Origin of the sequence: uncultured Erythrobacter sp. (assembly GCF_947502395.1) — a bacterium.
In the GTDB taxonomy this organism is placed as follows: Bacteria; Pseudomonadota; Alphaproteobacteria; order Sphingomonadales; family Sphingomonadaceae; genus Erythrobacter.
The window spans coordinates 436,226-454,482 of sequence record NZ_CANMZM010000001.1; the positions used below are offsets into that span (position 1 = coordinate 436,226).

Consider the following 18,257-nt stretch of genomic DNA (forward strand, 5'->3'; position numbering starts at 1 on the left):
ATAAAGAATGAACGCAAAACGCCTGTTTCGTCAGGTTCACTACTGGCTTTCCGTCGCTGTCTTCATCCCCGCCGCCATTATGTTCGTCGCCGGCGGCTTTCTTATGCTCAAGAAAGAGATCGAATGGATTCAACCTGGCACTGAACGTGGCGTAGTCGAAGGCACCATTCCGACTATTTCTTATGACCAGATGGTCGAAGCTGCACGCGCTCACCCAGAGGCAGGTATTGAGGAATGGACTGACATCGACCGCATCGACCTGCGTGTTGATCGCGGGATTGCCAAGCTGCGCGCCAATTCAGGCTGGGAAGTTCAGGTCGACACCAGCACGGCTGAAGTGTTGAAAGTCGCCTACCGCCGTTCTGATACCATTGAAGCGATCCACGACGGATCTTGGTTCGCCGATTGGATCAAACTCTATGTCTTCCTGCCCGTCGGAGTGATCCTCATCATCATGTGGGGAACCGGGGGCTATCTGTTTGTGTTGCCATATTTAGCGAAGTCCAAAAAGAAGCGCGCCAAACGAGAAGCCTCGCAAAAAACCGTTTAGACCCCGATTGCATCTTTGAGGGAACCTTTATGAAAATCCTATCCGCCGCTGCTGCCGCCGCCCTGCTTGCTCTTACAGCCGCCCCGATAATGGCTCAGCAGAGCACACCGGTTGAGGAACAAATTGGCGCAGGCGGAAGACCCGTCGGAGCCAATTGGTCGAGAAGCCCGGTCTACGCAGAGAATGGCATGGCCGCGACCGCGCATCCACTTGCGACCCAGATTGCACTCGAGGTACTGCGCGAAGGCGGCAATGCCGTTGACGCAGCGATTGCAGCAAACGCTGCGCTGGGCCTGATGGAGCCGACCGGCAATGGCATTGGCGGTGATCTCTTTGCGATCATCTATGACCCAAAGACCAACCAATTGTACGGTCTCAACGCCTCAGGCCGCTCGCCCGCCGGGCAGACTTTGGAACAATTGCTGGAGAAGCTTGATGGTGCGACCGCCCTTCCCGCAGTTGGCCCTCTCCCCGTCACTATCCCGGGCACAGTCGATGGGTGGTTCGAAATGCACGAACGCTTTGGCAAAATGCCGATGGCTGATGTGCTTGCGCCCACTGTCGAGTATGCACGCGAAGGTCATCCGGTCGCACCGGTCATCGGCATGTATCTCGACCGTTCGCTGCGCGCCTATGAGCGCCGCCTTGAGACCACGAGCTTTGAATTCGACAACGCCCGCGCCACCTACTTCGCCAACGGCGCACCCAAGGCTGGCGACATCTTCAAGAATCCAGACCTAGCTGACACCCTTGAAACCATCGGTCGCGACGGTCGCGAGGCGTTTTACCAGGGTGATCTTGCGCGAGTCATGGTCGACTATCTTCAACGCCAAGGTTCTGCCTTCACGCTTGAAGACTTTGCGAACCATGAAAGCGAGTGGGTCGATCCTGCGTGCGCCAGCTATCGCGACGGATTTGAGCTGTGCGAGCTTCCGCCTAACTCTCAGGGATTCGCTGCGCTGCAAATGGTCAACATCCTCAAGAACGTGGACCTCAGGCAATGGGAACGCGGTAGTCCAGAAGTGATCCACTATATTACTGAGGCGAAGCGACTTGCCTATGCCGATGTGGCGCGGTTCTACGCTGATCCAGCGTTCTCAGCACTGCCAGAGGAGTTGTTGACTGAGGAATACGGCAAGGAACGCTTTGCTCTGATTGATCCCGAAAACGCCACACCTGAATTCGGCCCCGGCGAACCCAAGCTCGAAGGCGAAGGCGACACCACATACCTTACTGTGACTGACAATGACGGGATGATGGTGAGCCTCATTCAATCCAACTACCGCGGCATGGGTGGCGGTTTGGTGCCCGATGGGCTTGGTTTTATGTTCCAAGACCGCGGCGAGCTGTTCAGTCTCGATCCCGAGCATCCCAATGCTTACGAACCCGGCAAGCGGCCTTTCCACACAATCATTCCTGCTTTCGTCAAAAAGGACGGCGGGCCGTTTATGACGCTTGGTCTGATGGGTGGCGGCATGCAGCCACAAGGGCATGTGCAGATTCTCATCAACATGGTCGATTACGGCATGAACATTCAGGAGGCAGGAGATGCGGCTCGCATCAATCACGATGGTGGACGCCAACCTACCGAAGCACTGACTGGACCTGCCGCAGACCCACTTGGTACACTCAACGTCGAGCCGGGCCTTGCCGCCGAGACGGTCGAAGCTCTGCGTGCTATGGGTCACGATGTGCGCGTAGTTTCCAACGGGATCATGTTTGGTGGCTATCAGGCGATTATGCGTGATCCGGAAACGGGTGTGTACGCTGGAGGGACGGAAATGCGCAAAGACGGCCAAGCCAGCGGTTATTGACGCGCTGGCCGTCTGAGGCGCGAGCCCACACGGCTCTAAGGAGGCCGCAACCGCTGCGCGTCCAGAGCGAAGCGATGGAAATCTAGTGAGGACGCGCGCCCGGACCGGCGTGCGCAAACGCTGCTGGTGATCCCGACAGGATTCGAACCTGTGGCCTTCGGATTAGGAATCCGACGCTCTATCCACCTGAGCTACGGGACCACCCTGCGGGCTCACATAGCAGCGTGGAGCTAGCAATCAATTGAGCTTTACCCGAAAGAGTCCGGATCAATTTAGTTCTTCTGGGGGAGCAACTGGAAACGGAAGCGGTGCGACGGGCACGCCTTCCTCCGCCAGCTCCTTCGCTTCCTCTAGGCTTGCTTGCCCATGGATCACCGCTTCATCGCGCTCGCCATAGTGCATTTCCCGCGATTGCTTGGCGAAGTCCTTGCCTACATATGTGCTTTTCTCGAGAGCCTTGGCCTGAGCCTGGGCAAGCGCTTCCAATGCCTTCTGCACTTCGGCAGGCGGCGGAGCGTTGGAGACCGATTGCTCCCCCGTTTTTGAAGCGGCGGGGACAGGCTGCGGCTGCATTTGTGGTTGAGACGCGCGCTCTGGAAGAGAGTTGCCCTTGGCCGGAACTGCGGGTGCCATGGGCGCTTTGCTTACGACTTGGGTGCCACATTCCGGGCACATCATAAGGCCCCGGGCAACCTGATCCTCGAAATCGTAGGAGGATCTAAACCATCCCTCAAAGCGGTGGCCATGTTCACAGTGGAGGTCGAAAACGATCATATCGGCCGCCTAATTGGGGATTTTCCGCCGGTTGGCAAGGCTTGGGATTTGCGCCCGAACTTCGGCAATGCGTTCGAGATCAATATTGCAAAAGCCCAGCCCCGGCTGTTCCCCGCCCATGTCGAGGAGCACCTCACCCCATGGATCCACGACGAGTGAGTGGCCATAGGTCTCGCGTCCGTCTTCATGTTTGCCCACTTGCGCAGCAGCAATGACAAATGCGCTCGCCTCAATGGCCCGTGCGCGAAGAAGAATATGCCAGTGGGCGTCGCCGGTTGGTTTGGTAAATGCGGCGGGAACCGCGATGGCATCGCACTGCCGCTGTCCCAATGCCTCAAACAAGGCTGGGAAACGCAAGTCGTAGCAAACCGACAAACCCAGGCGGCCAAGTCGCGCGTCTTCTACCGAAACCACATCCTCGCCCGCAGCATAGGCATTGCTCTCACGCCAACTCTCTCCCGTTGCGAGATCCACATCAAACATATGCATCTTGTCATATTTGACAGGCTCTCGGCTTCCAGCGAAGAAATAGAGCGACCGGTTGGCGTTCTTACCCTCTGGAAGCGGCACTGGCATTGAGCCAAGCGCCAGATCGGTATCACCAGTCCTCACGAGATCGTGGAGACGGCCCCGATACTCAGAATAGGTCGGAGATGCCATCGCCTCGGCCGCGCGCTTGCGATTGCGATCTAACAGCAAGGACATCTCTGGCGTGAAGAGAATGTCGGCATTAGCCGCTTGCGCTTCCTTCAGCGCCTCTTGAATGGCACGAAAGTTGACCTCGGGATCAATGACTGATGTCATTTGCAAGACGGCAATTTTTCGCATCGAGTGCGCGTTCTAACCAGCCAACAATGCGTCGAGTTCGCCTTTGGCCTCAAGTGCCGCCAGCTGATCAGAGCCGCCCACATAAGTCTCACCAATGAAGATCTGCGGCACCGTTCGGGCCATAGGTGCGCGCTCTAGCATCTCATCGCGCTTTTCCCCGCCCATAGTGATGTCATATTCGTTGTAAGCCGCGCCCTTTTTGTCGAACAAATGCTTTGCCCGGACACAAAACGGGCACCCGAATTTGGTGTAGATATCAATCGTCGGAGCGGCCATTTTTCAATCCCATTTTGGGCTGCCAAGAACCTCTTGAAAGCCATTTCCAAGCTCTTAACTAGGACATGTCGCCGCATTTCGCCAGCCTTGGGAAATGCAAAGGTGACAAACCGGCAGGCGCTGCATGAATCGCAGGTCTGCATTTGAACCAAATTGCTCAAGAAGAGGATTTGCACATTATGTCACGTTTAGATTTCACCCCTTACCGCCGCAGCACCGTTGGCTTTGATCGTTTATTCGACATGCTGGAGAGCCAGGCGCGCGCGAACTCAGGGGACAATTATCCCCCTTTCAACATCGCTCGAAACGGCGAAGACACCTACCGGATCACTCTGGCGATTGCCGGTTTCCGTCCGCAGGATATCGAAATCACCGCGCAGGCCAATCTTCTTACAGTTCAAGGTCGCAAGCGTGAAGATGCCGATGGGGGCGCAGAAATGCTCCATATCGGCATAGCGAATCGCGGTTTTGAGCGCCGATTCGAGCTCGCAGACTATGTCCGGGTTGACAATGCCGCGCTCGCCGATGGCCTTCTGGTGATCGACCTTGTGCGCGAAATTCCGGAGGCGATGAAGCCCAAGAAGATCGCAGTGAATGGCTCAACGACATTGAGCGCGGTCCCCACCGAGGAATCTTCTTCAGACAGTTCGGAAGCGGACGCAGCGTAAAAAGGCGCTTCGTCAAAGAGCCGGCCAAGCGCAAAAAACTCTGTGTTTTCCAAACTTTACCGGAAGAGAATGAAAAGGAGGCGGCTCCATTGGAGCCGCCTCCGCGACGAATGTCGCCCCGACCAAAGTCGGCCATCCGGGTCGCAGTAGACGGCCAATCCCCAGTTCGAGCTCGGTGCAGCCTAGAGCGTTGATGCTCTCTCGACCTTAGCCAGCTGCAAAAATCTCATATACACCCAATGCGACCATAGCGTCCTCTCGCATTGGCTAAGTTGCGTTAGAACGCTTGTGATTTGCTTAAAGCGGCTATCGCGTAAAGTGCTTTTCACCTGCCATGCAAGTGAAATTTCCGAAATTTGTAAGTTCACGACAATTCGGGTGGCTTCAACGATACAAAACCTCGCAACCAATTGCCTAAACGAGCCGTGATTGCTCCAATGCGGCCGCTATGAACCCAGCAAACAGAGGATGCGGGTCAAACGGTTTCGATTTGAGCTCTGGGTGGAACTGCACACCCACGAACCATGGATGGTCGGGGCGTTCTACCGTTTCAGGCAGCAGCCCGTCAGGTGACATGCCAGCAAACACCAAGCCCTGCTTTTCAAGCGCTTCGATATAGGCGCTGTTCACTTCATAGCGGTGACGGTGGCGTTCCGAAATCGTCCCAACACCGCCATAAATTTTGGAAATATGGCTGTTAGCACCGAGTTTCGCTTCATAAGCGCCAAGACGCATGGTGCCACCAAGGTCACCACCCTCTTCACGCTGCTGAATGCCTTCTTCGCTCATCCACTCTTCAATGATGCCAACTACCGGCTCCTCCGCATCGCCAAACTCGGTCGATGAAGCACCTTCAATCCCCGCAGCGCGAACACCTTCGACACAAGCCATCTGCATGCCAAGGCATATGCCAAAGAAGGGGACTCCTCGCTCACGCGCAAAGCGGACGCTCGAAATCTTGCCTTCGCTCCCACGCGAGCCGAACCCGCCCGGCACCAGGATGCCATGTAGAGGCTCTAGCGCAGAGACGATCTCGCTTTCATCTTCTCCTTCAAAGACCTCCGCATCGATCCACTTGATGTTGACCTTGACCCGATTGGCAAGGCCACCATGGATGAGCGCTTCATTTAGACTTTTATAGGCATCGGGAAGTCCGACGTATTTGCCGACAACGCCGATCGTCACTTCGCCTTCTGGATTGAAATAGCGGTCGGTGACGTCGTTCCACGCCGAAAGATCAGGGGCTGGCGCATCGGTGATCCCAAAACCGCGCAGCACCTCTTCATCAAGGCCCTCCTGGTGATACTGAAGCGGCACAGAATAGATCGAGGGTGCGTCGAGCGCAGGAATCACCGCCTCTTTGCGCACATTACAGAAGTTCGCGATCTTCTGACGCTCGCCATCAGGGATCGGGTGCTCTGCGCGGCACAGCAGGACGTCTGGTTTAATTCCAAGGCTCGCCAACTCGCGAACCGAGTGCTGTGTCGGCTTGGTCTTGAGCTCACCAGCGGCCGCAATGTACGGCACCAGTGTCACGTGAACACTCAATGTCTGGAACGGCTCCAACTCGTTTCGAATTTGCCGAATGGCCTCCATGAAGGGCAGCGATTCGATGTCACCCACTGTCCCGCCAATTTCGCAAAGGATAAAGTCATGATCATCCTGATCGGCAAGAGCGAACTGTTTGATTGCGTCAGTGACATGCGGGATCACCTGGACAGTTGCGCCCAGATAGTCGCCGCGCCGTTCCTTGGCGATAATATCGCGATAGACGCGACCAGAGGTGATGTTGTCGCTTTGACGCGCTGATACGCCAGTGAAGCGCTCGTAGTGCCCAAGGTCGAGGTCGGTCTCTGCCCCGTCATCGGTCACATAAACCTCGCCATGCTGATACGGGCTCATCGTGCCCGGATCGACATTGAGATATGGATCAAACTTGCGGATTCGGACCTTGTACCCGCGCGCCTGAAGGAGAGCAGCAAGACTTGCTGCCATGAGACCTTTGCCGAGCGAGGAGACCACGCCGCCGGTGATAAAAATGTACCGCGCCATGGGAGTTGAGCCTTAAGCTTATTGAGGGATTCGAGGCAAGCGAATTGGCACTGACAAATGGTGCCAATCCACAAGTGTTACATTTTGGTTCGAAAGAAAGTGGTTTCGCTTATTCGCCTAGCGGATCGTCATTCGCTGGTGCGGTCTCTGCTTCGCCAGTGGTTCCGCCTTCGTCGCCTTCTCCGAGCAAGTCGCTGGTGGAAGCAGCCCCGCCCTCTTCACCGGCCCCGCCCAGGATGTCCTGCGCGGTCGGCGCATTGGCATCACGGTCGAGAGTGGAGGTAACTTCGCCGGTGCTCGATTCGCTGACGGCAATTGCCGCAAGAACAATCGACATGACAACAAAAGCCACGGCGAGCCATTTGGTAGAGCGTGTGAGAAAGTCAGCCGCACCGCGCGCACCAAGAGCGCCTGACGGATTGCCGCCGATCCCCAGACCTCCACCTTCGGAACGCTGCATGAGCACAACGCCAACAAGCGCGGCGGCGATCATGGCCTGAATGACGGTGAGGATAATGAACAGCGACATAGGAGCTTCTTCTAATGGAGTGTGTTTCTTGAAGCGCACTTAGGCATAGGCACGCGGAACGACAAGGTCAGTCAGATTGAGCGCTAGCCTTCATCCGTCTCGGCAGCAGCGAGGGCAATGCCCATAAAGCTGTCAGCGGTAAGGCTTGCACCGCCCACAAGAGCCCCGCCCACATTGGGGATAGCAAAGATCTCACCCGCATTTTCAGGCTTTACCGAACCACCATAAAGAATGCGGACCTCTCCACCATGCTCTTCACCGTAGAGATTGACGAGGAGCTTACGGATCTCCCCGTGCATCTCTTCAATGTCGCTTGGCTGGGCAACCTTGCCGGTGCCGATTGCCCAAACGGGTTCATAGGCGACAGTTAGAGACTCCATGGGATTATCGATTTCAACGGGAAGCGAGGCCTTGAGCTGTTTTGTCACGAATGAAACGGCATCGCCCTTATCTCGGGTTTCTTCGGTCTCGCCGCAACACATGATCACGCGCAGGCCACCAGCAAGAGCCGATTCGCCTTTCGCTTTCACGAGTGCATTGCTTTCACCGTGAGACTGACGCCGTTCTGAATGCCCCAAAATGACAAATTTCGCACCGGCATCGGAGATCATGGCCGCTGAGATGTCGCCTGTATGCGCACCACCTTCCATCTCGTGGCAATCTTGAGCGCCTACCGCAATCTGCTCCGCCTCACGGTGGATTGGATGGATCAGCGTGTATGGCGGCGCGATCGCCACCTCAACCTTCATAAGACGCTGGGCGGCTCGATCGATTGAGCGCGCTTCGGACAGCATGGTCCGCGTGCCGTGCATCTTCCAATTTCCAACGATGTAGGGACGCAGGGACATTCACATTTCCTGAGATGTAACGAATTCGAATCTTGGCCAGAGATGTAGGCACCGGAGGGCCGGTCCGCTAGCCGAGCGATTAAGTTTAGTCAAAACCCCTTTGTACCTGTTGCCGCGAGGTCGCAGGGCCGATAAAGCGCCTCTTTGAAAAAGCTGGTTGGGAAAAGCACTGTTTTTGCCCGTTTATCGGCCACAAATAAATGTAAGAACAAATTCGCACACGGTTCATCACGCCCAATGGCAAGAGAATGCGATTATGTGCGTATTCAAAAAAGCACTGGGAATTGACTTAAATGATTTCGCTGTTCCGTAATTTCTTCCAGTCGAAGATTGGTCTCCCAATCTTCATCGGCTTTCTTGTCATCGTGGCTCTGGCGTTTGCGGCCAGCGATATATCCGGCTCTGCCACGTTTGGGGGCCTGAGCGGCGATGACAAAGTCGCAGCAGTCGGTGACGCGACGATCTCAGCCAATGATGCCAATGGTGCGATCAACGGCGCGCTTTCGCGCGCTCGTCAGCAAAACCCGACGATCACCATGCCGCAATTTGTTGCGGAGGGCGGCTTCGAGATTGAGCTTGGCTTGCTAATTGATCGATATGCCTTGGGGATGTTCGCGCAAGAGTATGGGCTTAGAGCAGGTGAGAACCTCGTAAACAGCGAGATTTTGCAGATACCGGCCTTTCGTAATCTCACGGGCGATTTTGACCAGGCAACTTATCAAGCAGCCCTTCGCCGCCAGAACATCACTGATGCTATCCTGCGCAAAGACATTGCTGACGGCCTTCTGGCTCAGCAGATTCTTCGTCCAGCCTTGGGGGCGGCCCGCCTCCCGACAGCGGCCGCAAAACATTACGCATCACTTGTGCTGGAACGTCGCCGTGGTCAGATCGGTCTGATTTCCAGCTTTGCCTATGCGCCGGATGAGGACCCAAGCGAAGAAGTGCTCACTGCCTTCTATGGATCCAATCAAGGTGATTTTATCCTTCCCGAGCGCCGTACCTTGCGCTTTGCCCAATTTGGCGCAGCTAATGTCACAAGCGATCTGACCCCGAGCGCCGAGCAAATTGCTGCGCGATTTGAACGCGACGCAGCGACCTATGCTGCGCAAGAGCGCCGTGCATTCAGCTCTTTTGTAGTCCCGACTGAGGAAGCTGCTCAGGCCATCACAGATCGTATCCGCAGTGGCCTTAGCCTTGAGGCAGCGGCGGCAGAAGCCGGCTTCAACGTTTCGACGGTAGAACTGCGCGATCAGGAGCAAACCGGCACCGCCACGAGTTTTGCCGTAGCAGAGCAATTGTTCCAGGCCGAACGCGGCGCTCTGATTGATCCGGCCCGTAGCGCGCTTGGTTGGTATGTCGCGCGTGTTGACGAAATCGAACGCACCCCCGCCCGGTCACTCGATCAAGTCCGCGATGAGATATCCACGTTGCTCCAGCAAGAGGCATTGGCAGCAGAGCTTGCCGAACTCAGTTCGCGTATCGAAGAGATGGTTGATACCGGAACGTCGCTCACCGACGTTGCTGAGCAATTTGGACTTGAAGTGACAGCCGCACCCGGTCTTCTGGCTGATGGCAACGTCTTTGGATCGCCGGGCCAATCGGTGAATCCAGCAGTCCGCCCATTGCTAGACACCGCCTTCCAGATGGAAGAAGGCAACCCGCAACTGGCAGAAATAGTTCCGGGAGCGCAATTCGTTGTGTTCGATGTTTCAGATATCACCGAGAGCGCTGCTCCGCCGATCGACGAAGTTCGCGAGCAAGCCATTGCAGCTTGGAAAATTTCTGAGGGTAGCAAGGAAGCTCGCAAGATTGCGGATACGGTTCTTGAAAGCGTACGTAGCGGTTCTTCCATTACAGACGCTATGCGCGAAGCGGGTATCGTAGAGCAGCAGGTTCAAGACATCGATCTCACACGGCGCGAGCTCCTCGAAAATGCCAATCAACGCTTGCCTTCGTCGCTCGTCCTTCTGTTTTCTATGGCGCAAGGCTCTTCCAAACTGCTTGAGGACCAAAACTCGCTTGGTTGGTTCGTGATCAATCTTGATGAGATTGCAGTTGAACAAGTGGCTGATGACGATCCACTGCTCGCACAGACCCGCCAGCAGATAACTGGCGCGCTTTCCGGCGAGTATGCTGCGCAGCTTTCTACGGCAGTGCGGGAGCATGTAGGAATCGAGCGCAATGAGGAAGCGATTGAAACCCTGCGACGCACGCTCGCTGGTGAGAGCTGATACACTCTTGGCGCATTCGGATAGGGTCTAGCGGTGGCACAAGAGACGCTTTTGCAAGCGCAATTGGAGAACGCAGCCGGAGCCGCTGAAGCGCTCGCTTCGGGTCAGCCAGCACTTGTCTGGCGCAAGGTGGTAGCCGATTGCGATACACCTGTCGGCGCTGCTCGACGGCTGATTGAGCCAGGTCGAGGGGACTTCCTGCTCGAATCGGTGGAAGGCGGAGAGATACGGGGACGCTACAGCCTTCTAGGGCTCGATCCTGATCTGGTTTTCCGTGGGAGTGCTGAGAAAGCAGAGATTAACCCGCAATGGAAGGTTGATCGCAACGCGTTTAAACCGTGTGAAGGCAATGCGATGCAGGAATTGCACGCGCTCTCGCAAGACTGCCGGATCGACGTGCCTGAAGGCCTGCCCCCTGCGCTTGCCTGCCTCGTCGGCTATTTCGGCTATGAAACCATTGGCCTAGTCGAAACACTCCCGCGCGCACCGCAAAGTGAGTTGGCGCTTCCCGACATGCTGTTTGTGCGACCCACAATCATTCTGGTGTTTGATGGGCTTTCGGATGAACTCTTTTGTGTGGCGCCCATTTGGAAAGCCTCACGCCCAGAGGCGGCGATTGAGTTGGCGAGCGAGCGCATAGACGAAACCCTCCGTGCCCTCACCCAGCCTTGCCCGCCCGAACCACGGGCCCTAGCTGATACTGCTGAGCCTGAGCTCACGCCTGTGATGACGGGCGACGATTACAAAGGAATGGTTGCGCGGGCCAAGGAGTACATTCTTGCGGGCGACATCTTTCAGGTGGTGCTGGCTCAGCGGTTTACTTGTCCGTTCGAATTGCCCCCCCTGGCGCTTTACCGGTCGCTGCGACGCGTGAATCCGTCGCCCTTCCTCTATTTCCTCGATCTGCCGGGCTTTGCGATTGTGGGGTCGAGCCCTGAAATCCTTGTCCGGGTGCGTAACGGTGAAGTGACTATTCGTCCTATCGCAGGAACGCGGCCACGCGGAGCTGATCGGCAGGAAGATGATGCAAATGAGGTATCGCTTCTGGCCGACCCGAAGGAACTTGCGGAACATTTGATGCTTCTCGATCTGGGGCGCAATGATGTAGGCCGTGTGGCATCACGAGGCAGCGTAGAGGTGACCGACAGTTTCACCATCGAACGTTACAGCCACGTCATGCACATTGTAAGCAATGTGATCGGTAACCTTGCTGAGGATAAAGACGCACTTGATGCCGTGTTCGCCGGGTTTCCTGCTGGCACCGTATCGGGCGCGCCCAAGATTAGAGCGTGTGAGATCATCGCTGAGTTAGAGCCTGAGACCCGCGGCGCCTATGCCGGAGGTGTCGGCTATTTCGCGCCCGACGGATCGGTCGATTCTTGCATTGTTTTACGAACGGCTGTCGTCAAAGACGGTATCATGAATGTGCAAGCCGGAGCGGGAATCGTCGCAGATAGCGACCCTGACTATGAGCTTGCAGAATGCCGCGCCAAAGCGGGCGCATTGATTGCTGCTGCGCGCGAAGCTGTTCGCGTCGCCAGCGAACCGGGATTTGGTCAATGAAGCGTATCGCAACCATCCTTGCAGCAACTTTGGCCGTTGCTGCGTGCCAGGAACGGCCAGCAGGCGAACCGGTCGTGCGCGCCGAGCTGGGTGATGCTGTACCAAGGGATCAACTTGCCGCTGCGGAGACCGTCCCGGTCGAGACCGCCAATGAGAGCACGGTATGTCGTTCGATCTCATTTGAAAGCGTCCCGCTCACTCACTGTATGGCTGATCCAGAACTTCACAGCATCAGCACAGGGCTTGCTCCAGCGAGCGGTGAACGCTTCGGCACCATTGAAGGCTGGGCAGCGGGACGCGATGAAAGTCGCATCACCTTTGTGATGAACGGCGGCATGTATGGCGATGACCTCAAAGCCATCGGCTATTTTGTGCGCGACGAAGATCGTCTGGTTGAGCTTAACCGTGGCGAGGGTGCTGGCAATTTCTACATGAAACCCAATGGCGTGTTCTTCGGAACCGGCGGCAATTGGCGCATCCTTGATAGCGAGACTTTCCTGCGCACCGTTGGCACGCGGCCTGAGTTCGGAACACAATCCGGACCGATGTTAGTCATTGGCGGAGAACTTCACCCTAATATTCAGGAAAATGGTCCTTCCAAGGCAATCCGCAACGGCGTTGGAATTGACTCCGATGGCAAGGCGCATTTTGTGATTTCCGATGCACCTTTGAGTTTTGGTCAGCTTGCCCGCTTCTTTCGCGATGAGCTTGAGACGCCCAATGCGCTTTTCCTCGATGGAAATGTCTCTTCATTGTGGGACCCATCGTCGGGCCGAATGGATGCCCGCCGCGTCGGCCCTCTTTTGGTGGTGGAGACCAAGTGATGAATAGCAATATGCTGGACTACGACACCACACTCTATCCAGAGATAGAGCCTTATGACACCGGGATGCTAGATGTCGGCGATGGCCACTTTCTCTATTATGAGAGGGTGGGGAATCCCGGAGCAAAGCCGGCTGTGTTTCTCCATGGAGGTCCGGGAGGCGGAATGGCCCCGTCGCACCGACGCCAGTGGAATCCTGAGAAGTATGATGTGCTGTTGTTCGATCAGCGCGGTTGCGGACAATCCGTGCCCTTTGCTGAGATCGAAAACAACGACACATGGCGCGTTGTCGCCGATATTGAGCGCCTTCGCGAAATGTGCGGCCACGATGCATGGCAAGTGTTTGGCGGCTCTTGGGGCTCAACCCTCGCGCTCGCCTATGCGCAAAAACATCCAGAGCGCACCACCGAACTCGTACTTCGCGGGGTTTTCCTCGCTCGTCAGGCGGAAAAGCAGTGGCTTTACCGTTACGGCGCAAGCGAGATTATGGCGGAGCAATGGGACACATTTTCCGGCCACATTCCGGAAAGCGAACGCGGCGACCTCGTGAAAGCGTATTACGAGCGCCTGACCAGCGACGATGAGCCCACTCGCCTTGCGGCTGCGACCCAGTGGTCCTTGTGGGAGGGCACGGTTGCGACGCTTCTTCCCAACGACGATCTGCTCGCCGATTTCGAAGAGCCTGCAAAGGCAGTCCCTTTTGCCCGGATTTGCGCGCGGTTTTTCCTCGAAGACTTCTTCCTCGAAGAAGACCAACTCCTTCGCGATATGAAAGCGGTCGCCCACATCCCTACGATCATCGTACAAGGTCGCCACGATATCTGTACACCACCCGGTGCTGCATGGGCGGTCAAAAAGGCAATGCCCAATGCTGAGCTTTGGATGATCCACGATGCCGGCCATTCGGCAGGCGAACCGGGGATTGTGGATGGGTTGGTGCGGGCAACTGACAAGTTTGCGGAAGGGTCTCAATGAGCCAAATATTGGTCATCGACAATTACGACAGCTTCACCTTCAACCTCGTCCACTACCTGATGGAACTGGGCGCGGATGTGCGAGTAGAGCGCAATGACGCAATGAGCGCCTCTGAGGCGTTGGCCTCCAATGCGAGTGGTTTTCTGATCTCGCCGGGACCCTGCACACCCAATGAAGCGGGCGTAAGCCTTGATCTCGTCTCCGCCTGTGCGGATGCCGGGAAACCGCTGATGGGCGTGTGCCTGGGCCACCAGTCTATCGGACAGCATTTTGGTGGTACAGTGACGCGCGGCGGGCTGATGCACGGCAAGACCTCTCCAGTGACGCACGACGGCAGCGGGCTGTTCGCCGATCTCCCAACGCCTTTCACCGCGACGCGCTATCACAGCCTGGAAGTGGTCGATGTGCCCGCCAGCCTCATCGCAAATGCTCATGCTGATACACCTGGCGAAGATCACCCAAGCGTAATGGGCTTCCGGCACGAAAGCCTGCCGATCCACTCGGTGCAGTTCCACCCGGAGAGCATCGCGACCGAACACGGCCACGCGCTGCTCTCCAACTTCCTCAAAATCTGCGGGATCGAGCCGGAGGAATTGCCATGAGCGTACTGCCCCTTGATGCACCCGTCCTCTCCCGAGCTCAGGCGGACGAAGTATTTGCCAATATCCTCGATCTCAAAGCCAGCGCTGAGGAGATCGAAACCTTCCTTATCGCATTAAGCGAGCGCGGTGAAACTGCCGACGAAATTGCGGCGGCTGCCAGCGCGATGCGCGAGCGCGTCAATGGAATAGAAGCGCCTGAAAACGCAGTCGATTGCTGTGGGACCGGCGGTGATGGTCAGCATACGCTCAATGTCTCTACAGCAGTGAGCCTTGTCGTTGCAGCCTGCGGTGTGCCAGTCGCCAAACACGGCAACCGCGCAGCCTCATCCAAATCCGGTGCAGCCGATACACTCGAGGCGCTGGGCCTCGACATGGATGCAGCTGTACGGTGTGCGCAAAAGACGCTCGACGAAGTTGGCATCTGCTTCCTCTTTGCCCGCGTGCACCACCCTGCCCTTGGCCCTATTGCGCCGATCCGCGAGAAGATCGGCAAGCGCACCATTTTTAACCTGCTTGGACCGCTCACCAATCCCGCCGGTGTGCGTAAGCAACTGATAGGGATCGCAACGCCAGAAATTGTGCCGATCTATGCAGAAGCCAAAGCGAGCCTCGACACAGAGCGGACCTTTATCGTTTCGGGCGATGAGGGCCTTGATGAGCTAAGTCTTGCGGGCGGAAACACACTTGCCGACGTAAGCGGGGGCAAGGTCACTATGCGTCGGGTTGTGGCAGGTGATGTTGGTATTCCAAATGCCCCGCTCGAATCCATTCGCGGAGATGACGCCACCTACAACGCGGCCGCTCTGACCCGCCTGCTCGATGGCGAGAAAGGTGCATACCGGAACGCAGTCTTGCTCAATGCGGCGGGAACACTCGTTGTCGCTGGCATCACCGAAGACTGGCAGGAAGCGGCAGCCAAGGCCGCCGAAGCCATCGACAGCGGCGCTGCAAAAGCGCTTCTCGCCAAATGGATCGAACTGACGGTATAGCGCGCAGCCACATGAACAAGCTCGAAGAAATCTGCGCCAAGAAGCGCGAGGAAGTGGCCGCTCGCAAAGCAGCGACTTCCATCCACGCACTCACCGAAAATGCAAAAGCACAGTCGCAACCACGCGGTTTCGAAGCAGCGCTTCGCACAAAGGCGAATACGGGCTTCGCGCTTATCGCTGAGGTAAAGAAAGCGAGTCCATCCAAAGGGTTGATCCGCGCGGATTTTCGCCCTGCCGATCATGCAAGGGACTACGAAGCAGGCGGCGCTGCTTGCCTCTCTGTTCTGACCGATGCGCCTTATTTCCAGGGTCATGAGGACTATCTCGTCGATGCCCGCAATACCTGCGCACTTCCGGTGCTGCGCAAGGATTTCATGGTCGATCCATGGCAGTGTCTTGAAGCGCGCAGCATGGGTGCGGATGCCATCCTCATCATCGTTGCGGCGCTCGAAGACTCAATGATGGTCGAGATCGAGGCGGCGGCAGCAGAGCACTCTATGGATGTGCTGGTCGAGGTACACGATGAGGCAGAGATGGAGCGCGCACTCACCCGTCTCAAAAGCCGCTTGATCGGAGTCAACAACCGTGACCTTAAGACATTCACCACCTCGCTCGAAACAACTGAGCGCCTTGCACCAATGGTCCCTAAAGGCACGATGCTAATCGGTGAAAGCGGTATCTCCAGCCATGCGGATTGTGCACGGCTTGCCCGTTCTGGCGTTCGCGGGTTTCTGGTGGGTGAAAGCTTGATGCGCTCTGATGATGTGGCCGCAGCAACACACGCTCTATTGCACGGGTAAGGCGGCTCACTGTCCTACACGTCCAAAACATGGCATCACCAAGGGACCATGTTCACCGCAATTCTCAATTCATCGACCCAGGCGATTAAAACACGCTCGATTGATCGATAGAGTTTTTAACCTTAGGCAGTGTCTCAAGTGTCTCAAGTGTCTCAAGTGTCTCAAACAGCCGCAGCCGAGTTTTTTAATCCATGACGCGACTCACCCACATTGGCGAAGACGGATCAGCGCAGATGGTCGATGTGAGCAGCAAGGCGGAGACGCATCGGGTTGCGATTGCAAGCGGAAAGATATCAATGAGTACCGCCGCAATTAAGGCCATCCGTCAAGGCGACGTTATCAAAGGTGATGTCCTTGGCACGGCACGCATCGCCGGGATCATGGCAGCGAAGCGCACGGGCGACCTCATCCCACTGTGCCACCCTCTGGGATTGGAAGCTGTGACTGTGGATTTCACCATCGGAGACAGCTCAATAACGGTGCAGGCCAGTGCCTCACTCACCGGCAAAACTGGGGTTGAGATGGAAGCAATGGTCGCTGTCTCCACCGCGCTCCTCACCATCTATGATATGGCCAAGGCCATCGATAAAGGCATGGTGATTGGCGACGTGAAGCTCATTGAAAAACGCGGCGGCAAGTCTGGAACATGGAAAGCGAGCGAAGCTTGAGCGACTGGCTTGACCTACATGCGGCGCAGGAGCGACTCCTCGCCCTCGTGCCGGAAATGCGAGGCGAAGAAGTGCCAGTTGAAGATGCCAGTGGCAGGGTGCTTAGCCGTGACCTAACAGCCCAGCGCACTCAGCCACCCTCCGATCTTTCTGCGATGGACGGCTATGCGATTGCTGGAGAAGGTCCATGGACCCTGATGGGCGAAAGCCGCTGCGGTGCACCCTTCACTGGTGCTCTCAATCCCGACGAAGCGGTGCGGATCTCAACCGGCGCACACATTCCTGAGGGTGCTCATAGCGTACTAATGCAGGAAAATGCCTCGCGAGACGGCGAGCGCCTTTCTGCGGAGGAGACGCCGAAACTCGGCCGTCATATCCGAAAGCGAGGCTTTGACTTTGTCGAGGGCGACCCCTTGCTCACCGCAGGAACGATGATCGCTCCTCAGCACATAGCGCTGGCTATGGCCGCTGGGTACGGCGTGCTGCCCGTTTCCAAGATGCCCCGCGTCGGTGTCCTTGATAGCGGTGACGAACTCGCACCGGACCCGGCCAACTGTGCACCCGATCAAATACCGGCAAGCAATGGGGCGATGATCGCATCTATGGTTGCCCCGCTCGCCGGCAAGCCTAAGCGGATCGGCCCCGTCGGTGATGATCTGGATGCGCTCGGCAAGTCTCTTGAACAAGCCGAAGACTGCGACATTCTCATAACCTCGGGAGGCGCATCGGTAGGGGATCATGACCTGGTGCAAGAGGCTTTGCGCCGATGGGGCGCTGAGATCGCATTCTGGAAGGTCGCGATCAAACCGGGGAAGCCTCTTATGGTGGCAACACGCAGGTCGAGCGGAAGGCAAAAGCTGATCCTCGGGCTTCCGGGCAATCCAGTATCGAGCTTTGTCACCGCCTTTCTGTTTGCCTTGCCCGCAATCCGCGCCAGCCTTGGAATGTCATCGGTAATTTCGCATTGTCAAACGCTTTTGGCGGGTGAAGTCTTTGTCCCCGGCGGGCCAAGGCGCGAGTTCTTACGCGGAATATCTGATGGCCAAAATGTCGTGCGCGCTGCGTCCCAAGATTCGAGTGCACTTGCGTCGCTTGCATTGGCCAACTGCCTGATTGTCCGAGAGCCTGAAGCATCCGAAACAGCGGTGGGTGAGCCTGTTTCGGTCTACAGCCTCCAGAATGGCGGTTTTGTGGGATTTTGAGCTTGAGCCCGGCTTGACTTGATGAATCAAGTTGCCTATTCGTTCTACATTCGTTCACCATATTG

Annotated in this window: 18 protein-coding genes and 1 tRNA gene; 12 read left to right on the top strand and 7 right to left on the bottom strand. The window is 56.7% G+C overall.

Annotated elements, in window-relative coordinates; translation table 11 throughout:
- The first annotated feature begins 7 nt into the window (after positions 1–7).
- Together Q0778_RS02010 and ggt are read left to right on the top strand one after the other, a co-directional pair.
- Positions 8–550 (top strand): PepSY-associated TM helix domain-containing protein, encoded by a 543-nt coding sequence (locus tag Q0778_RS02010; RefSeq protein ID WP_298333626.1) that lies wholly within the window; start codon positions 8–10, stop codon positions 548–550.
- Positions 551–579: 29 nt separating this feature from the next.
- Positions 580–2,364, top strand: coding sequence for a gamma-glutamyltransferase (ggt, locus tag Q0778_RS02015; RefSeq protein WP_298333627.1), 1,785 nt, complete (start codon positions 580–582; stop codon positions 2,362–2,364).
- 124 nt (positions 2,365–2,488) lie between these two features.
- On the opposite strand, the gene Q0778_RS02020 is transcribed toward ggt, so the two are convergent.
- From Q0778_RS02020 to grxC, 4 genes are all read right to left on the bottom strand, one after another.
- A tRNA-Arg gene (locus Q0778_RS02020) sits at positions 2,489–2,565 on the bottom strand.
- A gap of 66 nt (positions 2,566–2,631) precedes the next feature.
- Positions 2,632–3,138 (bottom strand): DUF1178 family protein, encoded by a 507-nt coding sequence (locus Q0778_RS02025; protein WP_298333629.1) that lies wholly within the window; start codon positions 3,136–3,138, stop codon positions 2,632–2,634.
- Positions 3,139–3,147: 9 nt separating this feature from the next.
- Positions 3,148–3,966 (bottom strand): carbon-nitrogen hydrolase family protein, encoded by an 819-nt coding sequence (locus Q0778_RS02030; RefSeq protein ID WP_298333631.1) that lies wholly within the window; start codon positions 3,964–3,966, stop codon positions 3,148–3,150.
- A gap of 12 nt (positions 3,967–3,978) precedes the next feature.
- Complete coding sequence (gene grxC, locus Q0778_RS02035; protein WP_298305110.1) at positions 3,979–4,242, bottom strand: glutaredoxin 3; 264 nt, start codon at positions 4,240–4,242, stop codon at positions 3,979–3,981.
- 179 nt (positions 4,243–4,421) lie between these two features.
- Here grxC and Q0778_RS02040 point away from each other — a divergent pair, with 179 nt between their 5' ends.
- The gene (locus tag Q0778_RS02040; protein WP_298305106.1) at positions 4,422–4,910 is read left to right on the top strand and encodes an Hsp20 family protein; all 489 of its coding nucleotides are present in this window, start codon (positions 4,422–4,424) and stop codon (positions 4,908–4,910) included.
- Between the two features lie 414 nt (positions 4,911–5,324).
- Here Q0778_RS02040 and Q0778_RS02045 read toward each other — a convergent pair whose 3' ends face one another.
- The 3 genes from Q0778_RS02045 to tpiA all read right to left on the bottom strand — a co-directional run bounded on the left by Q0778_RS02045 (position 5,325) and on the right by tpiA (position 8,339).
- Entirely contained in the window at positions 5,325–6,962 is a 1,638-nt protein-coding gene (locus tag Q0778_RS02045) for a CTP synthase (RefSeq protein ID WP_298305101.1), read from the bottom strand.
- A 109-nt stretch (positions 6,963–7,071) separates the two neighbouring features.
- Positions 7,072–7,491, bottom strand: coding sequence for a preprotein translocase subunit SecG (secG, locus tag Q0778_RS02050; protein ID WP_298305098.1), 420 nt, complete (start codon positions 7,489–7,491; stop codon positions 7,072–7,074).
- An 83-nt stretch (positions 7,492–7,574) separates the two neighbouring features.
- The gene (tpiA, locus tag Q0778_RS02055) at positions 7,575–8,339 is read right to left on the bottom strand and encodes a triose-phosphate isomerase (protein ID WP_298305095.1); all 765 of its coding nucleotides are present in this window, start codon (positions 8,337–8,339) and stop codon (positions 7,575–7,577) included.
- 293 nt (positions 8,340–8,632) lie between these two features.
- Here tpiA and Q0778_RS02060 point away from each other — a divergent pair, with 293 nt between their 5' ends.
- The 9 genes from Q0778_RS02060 (at position 8,633) to Q0778_RS02100 (ending at position 18,192) form a co-directional block, all read left to right on the top strand.
- On the top strand, positions 8,633–10,570 hold the full coding sequence (locus tag Q0778_RS02060; RefSeq protein ID WP_298333633.1) for a peptidylprolyl isomerase: 1,938 nt from the start codon (positions 8,633–8,635) through the stop codon (positions 10,568–10,570).
- Between the two features lie 51 nt (positions 10,571–10,621).
- Positions 10,622–12,133 carry an anthranilate synthase component I gene (trpE, locus tag Q0778_RS02065; RefSeq protein WP_298334847.1) on the top strand — a complete coding sequence of 504 codons (1,512 nt, stop codon included), beginning with the start codon at positions 10,622–10,624 and terminating at the stop codon, positions 12,131–12,133.
- Positions 12,130–12,957, top strand: coding sequence for a phosphodiester glycosidase family protein (locus Q0778_RS02070; RefSeq protein WP_298333634.1), 828 nt, complete (start codon positions 12,130–12,132; stop codon positions 12,955–12,957). Before trpE ends, Q0778_RS02070 begins: the two co-directional genes overlap by 4 nt.
- The gene (gene pip, locus Q0778_RS02075) at positions 12,957–13,931 is read left to right on the top strand and encodes a prolyl aminopeptidase (protein WP_298333636.1); all 975 of its coding nucleotides are present in this window, start codon (positions 12,957–12,959) and stop codon (positions 13,929–13,931) included. The genes Q0778_RS02070 and pip overlap by 1 nt, the downstream gene beginning before the upstream one ends.
- Positions 13,928–14,533 carry an aminodeoxychorismate/anthranilate synthase component II gene (locus Q0778_RS02080; protein ID WP_298305084.1) on the top strand — a complete coding sequence of 202 codons (606 nt, stop codon included), beginning with the start codon at positions 13,928–13,930 and terminating at the stop codon, positions 14,531–14,533. Before pip ends, Q0778_RS02080 begins: the two co-directional genes overlap by 4 nt.
- Positions 14,530–15,522, top strand: coding sequence for an anthranilate phosphoribosyltransferase (gene trpD / locus Q0778_RS02085; protein ID WP_298333638.1), 993 nt, complete (start codon positions 14,530–14,532; stop codon positions 15,520–15,522). The genes Q0778_RS02080 and trpD overlap by 4 nt, the downstream gene beginning before the upstream one ends.
- Positions 15,523–15,533: 11 nt before the next feature.
- Positions 15,534–16,322, top strand: a complete 789-nt coding sequence (trpC, locus tag Q0778_RS02090) for an indole-3-glycerol phosphate synthase TrpC (protein WP_298334849.1) — start codon at positions 15,534–15,536, stop codon at positions 16,320–16,322.
- Positions 16,323–16,513: 191 nt separating this feature from the next.
- Positions 16,514–16,990 (top strand): cyclic pyranopterin monophosphate synthase MoaC, encoded by a 477-nt coding sequence (gene moaC / locus Q0778_RS02095; protein ID WP_298333639.1) that lies wholly within the window; start codon positions 16,514–16,516, stop codon positions 16,988–16,990.
- Complete coding sequence (locus Q0778_RS02100) at positions 16,987–18,192, top strand: molybdopterin molybdotransferase MoeA (RefSeq protein ID WP_298333642.1); 1,206 nt, start codon at positions 16,987–16,989, stop codon at positions 18,190–18,192. Before moaC ends, Q0778_RS02100 begins: the two co-directional genes overlap by 4 nt.
- Positions 18,193–18,257: the final 65 nt, after the last annotated feature.

Excerpts from the sequence above, each read along its gene's own strand:
- Q0778_RS02010 (WP_298333626.1), top strand. The coding sequence starts at position 8 with ATGAACGCAAAACGCCTGTTTCGTCAGGTTCACTACTGGCTTTCCGTC.
- ggt (WP_298333627.1), top strand. The coding sequence starts at position 580 with ATGAAAATCCTATCCGCCGCTGCTGCCGCCGCCCTGCTTGCTCTTACA.
- Q0778_RS02025 (WP_298333629.1), bottom strand. The coding sequence starts at position 3,138 with ATGATCGTTTTCGACCTCCACTGTGAACATGGCCACCGCTTTGAGGGA.
- Q0778_RS02030 (WP_298333631.1), bottom strand. The coding sequence starts at position 3,966 with ATGCGAAAAATTGCCGTCTTGCAAATGACATCAGTCATTGATCCCGAG.
- grxC (WP_298305110.1), bottom strand. The coding sequence starts at position 4,242 with ATGGCCGCTCCGACGATTGATATCTACACCAAATTCGGGTGCCCGTTT.
- Q0778_RS02040 (WP_298305106.1), top strand. The coding sequence starts at position 4,422 with ATGTCACGTTTAGATTTCACCCCTTACCGCCGCAGCACCGTTGGCTTT.
- Q0778_RS02045 (WP_298305101.1), bottom strand. The coding sequence starts at position 6,962 with ATGGCGCGGTACATTTTTATCACCGGCGGCGTGGTCTCCTCGCTCGGC.
- secG (WP_298305098.1), bottom strand. The coding sequence starts at position 7,491 with ATGTCGCTGTTCATTATCCTCACCGTCATTCAGGCCATGATCGCCGCC.
- tpiA (WP_298305095.1), bottom strand. The coding sequence starts at position 8,339 with ATGTCCCTGCGTCCCTACATCGTTGGAAATTGGAAGATGCACGGCACG.
- Q0778_RS02060 (WP_298333633.1), top strand. The coding sequence starts at position 8,633 with ATGATTTCGCTGTTCCGTAATTTCTTCCAGTCGAAGATTGGTCTCCCA.
- Q0778_RS02070 (WP_298333634.1), top strand. The coding sequence starts at position 12,130 with ATGAAGCGTATCGCAACCATCCTTGCAGCAACTTTGGCCGTTGCTGCG.
- pip (WP_298333636.1), top strand. The coding sequence starts at position 12,957 with ATGAATAGCAATATGCTGGACTACGACACCACACTCTATCCAGAGATA.
- Q0778_RS02080 (WP_298305084.1), top strand. The coding sequence starts at position 13,928 with ATGAGCCAAATATTGGTCATCGACAATTACGACAGCTTCACCTTCAAC.
- trpD (WP_298333638.1), top strand. The coding sequence starts at position 14,530 with ATGAGCGTACTGCCCCTTGATGCACCCGTCCTCTCCCGAGCTCAGGCG.
- trpC (WP_298334849.1), top strand. The coding sequence starts at position 15,534 with ATGAACAAGCTCGAAGAAATCTGCGCCAAGAAGCGCGAGGAAGTGGCC.
- moaC (WP_298333639.1), top strand. The coding sequence starts at position 16,514 with ATGACGCGACTCACCCACATTGGCGAAGACGGATCAGCGCAGATGGTC.